Raw genomic sequence first — 5150 nt, forward strand, 5'->3', positions numbered from 1 at the left:
TGGGCCCCGAGGGACTCCTTCTGAAGTATCGCAAGGTGCATCCCTGGATTCCCTGGGAACTCCATACCAGCCCCCATGATCTTCCCGACTACCAGGAACCTCTCTTTCCGGTAGCCCAGACGGAGATTGGCTCCATTGGCGTGGCCATCTGTTACGACTGGCTGTTCCCGGAGGCCATTCGCCAGCTTGCCCTCCAAGGAGCCGAAGTGTTGCTGCGAGTCTCAGCCTACATGGACCCGTGGGGAACCGCCTCGCCGATGGAATGGTGGACGCTTGTCAACCGGGTACGGGCCATCGAAAACCTGGCCTACGTGGTGGCCTGCAATCAGGGGGCTTCCCTGCGGAACTACCCACCCTTTAGCTGGCCGGGCGGGAGCATGATCGTGGACTACGACGGGCGAATCGTCGTCCAGGCGGAGCCCGGCACAGGCGAAAAGATCGTCGTCGGACCGGTGGATGTCGCTGCTGTTCGTGAGGAGCGCGATCGCCGATTGGGACATCACATGCTGGCCCACCTCCGCACCGAGGCTTATTCCGGTTACCGAACTCCCATCTACCCGCAGGCCGCCACCCCTGCTCCACCGACTACTGACGAGGTGACGAATCGGATCAAAGTTGGCCGGGTCCGCTGGCGTCAAGCATCTCAACAAATAAAAAATCACAGAGGAACGACATGTGAGAACGAGGGCCACACGTGAGGAGCACCCCATCGCGAAAACCGGTCAATTTTTGGCGGGTACCTGCCAAGAAGCAAGAAATCTCCCCTCAATCTGCTGCCGGCCGCGGCAAGACAGCCAGAAAACGATTGCTTGCCGATCTGTTGCTCGCCGGGGTGTGCTTCGCTTTTGTGTTTGCCATCTTCTTCTGGCGTCCGTGGGGCCAGCGGGATCCCACCACGCATCCAGCGGTCGGAAAGCCAGCCGACTTCGTCCAGGTGTATGCGCTGGACGACCTCGTCAATCCGGGCCGGGGCGTTGAAATGCCGGTCCCCCAGGCCATTTCTCCCGTCACACTGGACTCGCTTCGCGACCATGTCACCGTGGCCGTGTTTTGGGGTCCCTGGGTTCCTACCAGTGAAGAAGCAGTCTCCCGTCTGGCGGCCGTGCTCCCGGTGACCACGCGAAAGGATTTTCGTTTTGTGGCCATTGCCTGCCCCCCACCTCCCGACCGCAACCTGCCTGAAGACTTTTTGGTTTGGACGCAAACCGCCTGGCGGGAACTGCATCTGCCCACGCCGTGTTATGTCGATCTGGAACGAACGAGCCAGTACCGATTCCTGCTTCTTGCCCAGCCTGAGGCGTCTGACGTGGCTAGACTTGCGCCCCTGCCGATTCCCGCAATTGTTCTCATCGATCGAAACGGGATCATTCGCGCAGCATGGTCGGGATGGCTTCCGGGATACGATCGCCAGGTGAGTCAAATGGTGGACCAACTTTTGGGACCACCGGTCAGAAAAACACCCGGCTCGACTCACGACGCCCAGCCCCCAGGGTCATTTCCTGAATCACGATGAATCGCCATCAAAGAGTGTGCCCGATTCGGTTACAGGCTCGATGCAGCGTGGTCCCTCATGGCGAGTTGAATTCACGTAGGAAGAGACGGCCACGGCCTCCATTTCGTGCGCGGGGTACGGCCGAATCCATTCCCGGAGCTTGTCAAACTGGATGATGGCGGGGTTCAACCACAAATCATAGGCCTCCGGCGGCAAGATGAGAGGCATCCGATTGTGGAACTTCGCCACCAGCGGATTGGGTTCCACCGTGAGGACGGTGCATGTCTCCAGAATCTCGCCGGTGGGACTGTGCCACTGATCCCAGAGCCCAGCCAGGGCAAACAATCGATCACCTCGGAGGCGAATAAAATAAGGCTGCTTTCCTTTAGGGGATGCCTTCCACTCATAGAATCCATCTGCCGGAACGAGACACCGGCGGTACCGGGCGGCAGTTCGGAACGCAGGCTTTGTGCCGACGGTTTCCGCCCGAGCGTTGATCAGTCGGTTACCCACGGCAGGGTCTTCCGCCCAGTGCGGCACCAGGCCCCATTTGACCCACGCCCATTCCAGCCTGACAGCAGGCTCCACATCGCCGCTACCGGCGTGCGTTATCTGTTTTCGGAAGTCCGTATTTGTCTCGGCAATCGGCTCTCCCGCATCGGAGTCGGCCCGCTGGGCCCGGACAACTCCAACCATTTGCCCCGGACCAATGTTATACCGGGGTGAAAAATCGGGAACCTGAAGCAGGCGAAAATGGCTTGCCACCTCTTCCGGTGTCGCACGCAACGTGAATCGACCGCACATCGGGCTGTCCTATCAACTGCTTTAATCCCATTGGCTTTCCCATGAACAACCTATTCTATTGACCGTCCTCGCGGAAAACGAACAGGTCATACGGAGCCGGGTGGAAAAAACGCCCAAAACGTGATAAAAAAGCATCACTTGTTCGCTGTCGTCCTATATGAACCGTTGACCGAGGAGGGACCTATGGCCATTCCGGGGCTTACGATCATCGGGGAATCCATTAACGACTCTGTGCCTTCCACGAAGGCACTTTTCGACGCCGGAGATCTTGACGGGATTGTGGCTCTCGCCAAAAGTCAGGTCGAGGGGGGAGCCGCCTATATCGATGTCAACATCGGCTCCCGAAGCCCTGACCTGATGGCTGAAGTGGTCCGCCGTATTCAGGAAGCCATCGACAAGCCACTTTCCATCGACACTCCCGATCCTCAGATCGCCCGGGCAGGATTGGAAGCCTATTCGGTCGAACGCGCGGGTGGCGCCAAACCGATTCTCAATTCGATCACCGTTTCCCGCGAGGAAATGTGGAAACTTTACGAAATCCGGCCGTTCAAGCCCATTTTGCTGGCCACCGAAGTTCTGCTCGATGGTCGCCCGCAACCCGCACGCACGGATGAACAAACCTACGAAGCAGCCAAGTATCTCGTGAATCTCGCTCGAAAGTATTGCCCGGGTATCAAAAATGATGATTTGATTATCGATCCCGGTATCGTGCCCATTGCCAGTGATACTGAAGGAAATCTCAAACGGCTGTTGGGTGCGATGAAGCGCATTCACGAAGATCCCGACCTGGCAGGCGTGCATATGTCGGTCGGTCTGAGCAACTTCACCGTCATGCTTCCATCCAAGCGAAAAGATGGTTCTCCGGTGAAGAGTGCCCTCGAGTCGGCCTTTCTTACCCGGGCCTTGCCGCTGGGTTTGGACATGATCATCGGCTCGGTCAAACGAAAATACGAACTGCTTCCGGAAGACCACCCGGCCATGCAGTGTCTGGAAGCGGTGCTCCAGGCCGAAGGCTTCGATGCGATCATGGCGGTACGAAAATTCTATGCGGAATAAACAGGGGTGGGTGCGTTCTTCACGTGGCGATTTGCAATGTGTGATTCTTTCAGGAACTAGCTGCCGAGAGACAGAGGGTGCTCGATGTCACACGTCCTGATTCAGCAACTGCTGGAAAAAGCCCCCGTGATTTTGGATGGAGCATGGGGAACTCAATTGCAAAGCCGCGGGTTGGCGGTCGGTGCTTGCCCCGACGAATGGAATCTCTCGCATCCCGCCGACGTGGAAGCAGTTGCCCGCGCCTATGTTGAGGCGGGAAGCCAGATCATCCTTACGAACACCTTCGGCGCCAATCCCATCACGCTGGAACGCTATGGCCTTGCTGACAAAACTGTGGCGATTAATCGGGCAGGTGTTGAAATCTCAAAACGCGCAGCAGCGGGCCAATCGTTTGTGTTCGCCTCCATCGGGCCGACCGGCGTCATGCTCATGATGGGCACCAAGACACCGGAAGAACTCCGATCAGCGTTCCTCGTCCAAGCCCAAGCACTAGCCGAGGCGGGGGCAGATGGACTGGTCATCGAAACCATGTCCGATCCTGCCGAGGCTCTTTTGGCCCTCGAGGCGGCCAAAACCACCGGTTTGCCCGTCGTAGTCTGTATGACGTTCGATTCTGGAAAAAACCGGGACCGAACCATGATGGGAACCACGCCCGAGCAAGCGGCTGAGCAACTCTCGGCCGCCGGTGCCGATGTCATTGGTGCCAACTGTGGCGCAGGCCCGGAGAATTATGTCAGTATCTGCCAGCGATTGAAAGCGGCCACGGACCGCCCCATTTGGATCAAACCCAATGCAGGTTTGCCGGAAATCGTCGATGGTCGAACTGTCTATCGCATTGCCCCTCAGGAATTCGCAGAATATGTACCCAAGTTGGTCGAAGCAGGGGCGAGCTTTATTGGGGGGTGCTGCGGAACGACGCCGGACTTTATTAAAGCGATTTGTCAGCTTCTCAAGAAAAATTCCAACTGAGTAATTCCTAGAACCAGATCCAACAGCAAGGGATTCCGACTACCACCTGCAACAATGACCTCGCGCGAACGCGTTCTCCGTGCACTGTCTCACCAGGGGCCGGATCGGGTGCCCATCGACTTTGGGGCCACACGACAGACCGGTATTGCAGCGGCTGCCTACCACCGTCTCAAAGAGCGCCTGGGATTGGCTACCCCCACCCGAGTCTATGACGTTTATCAGATGCTGGCCGAAATCGAACGACCGATCCTCGAACGCTTCGGGGTGGATGTCATTGGGCTTCACAGACGCCGCGTGGCTTTTGGAATTGCCAACGACAACTGGAAGCCCTGGCAACTGTTTGACGGCACGCCGGTTGAGGTGCCAGGCGAGTTTAATCCCGTCACAGAACCTGATGGTTCACTCACACTGTACGATCAGCAGGGACGACCTATTGCGAAAATGCCCAGGGACGGCTTCTACTTTGATCGACTTGATAAATATCCCGGCGCCGCCCATGTGGATCCAGAGACTCTGGATATTCCTCTCCTTACCCAGGAAGAATGTGATGAACTTGGAGCCCAAGCGGAGGCGTTGTACCACAACACCGATTTCGCGATCATCGCAGCAATGGGGCCTCCTTTCGAACTTTTCTTTGGGCTCGGAACCGGTGATTTTGCAGCCTGGATGATCACTTTGGTCAGCGAACCGGATTATGTTCGGGCGTTGTACGAGCGGATTGTCGAAGCCTGGCTCGAGAATTTGCGGCGTTTCCATCAGGCGGTCGGCGATCACGTGCACATCATTCAATTCAATGACGACCTGGGAACACAGGACCGGCCGTTTTTAT

Annotated in this window: 6 protein-coding genes; 5 read left to right on the plus strand and 1 reads right to left on the minus strand. The window is 57.3% G+C overall.

Translation table 11 applies throughout. The features are described 5' to 3' along the window. Positions 1-698: nitrilase-related carbon-nitrogen hydrolase (locus tag H5U08_RS09725; protein ID WP_297032520.1), on the plus strand; the 698-nt coding region annotated here is incomplete at its 5' end. Next, complete coding sequence (locus H5U08_RS09730) at positions 695-1513, plus strand: redoxin domain-containing protein (protein WP_297032522.1); 819 nt, start codon at positions 695-697, stop codon at positions 1511-1513. The genes H5U08_RS09725 and H5U08_RS09730, both read left to right, overlap by 4 nt. Here the strand turns inward: H5U08_RS09730 and H5U08_RS09735 are convergent. Further along, positions 1505-2296, minus strand: a complete 792-nt coding sequence (locus tag H5U08_RS09735) for an SOS response-associated peptidase (RefSeq protein WP_297032524.1) — start codon at positions 2294-2296, stop codon at positions 1505-1507. The genes H5U08_RS09730 and H5U08_RS09735 overlap by 9 nt on opposite strands. A 183-nt stretch (positions 2297-2479) precedes the next feature. On the opposite strand from H5U08_RS09735, the gene H5U08_RS09740 reads away from it, so the two are divergent. The 3 genes from H5U08_RS09740 to H5U08_RS09750 all read left to right on the plus strand — a co-directional run. Then, a complete protein-coding gene (locus H5U08_RS09740; protein ID WP_297032526.1) occupies positions 2480-3352 on the plus strand; it encodes a dihydropteroate synthase in 873 nt (290 codons plus the stop codon). A gap of 84 nt (positions 3353-3436) precedes the next feature. Beyond that, a complete protein-coding gene (locus H5U08_RS09745; RefSeq protein WP_297032528.1) occupies positions 3437-4321 on the plus strand; it encodes a homocysteine S-methyltransferase family protein in 885 nt (294 codons plus the stop codon). Between the two features lie 54 nt (positions 4322-4375). After that, positions 4376-5150 (plus strand): hypothetical protein (locus tag H5U08_RS09750; protein ID WP_297032530.1); only part of this gene is annotated, 775 nt, incomplete at its 3' end.

Origin of the sequence: Thermogutta sp. (assembly GCF_014359955.1) — a bacterium.
Taxonomy (GTDB): Bacteria; Planctomycetota; Planctomycetia; order Pirellulales; family Thermoguttaceae; genus Thermogutta.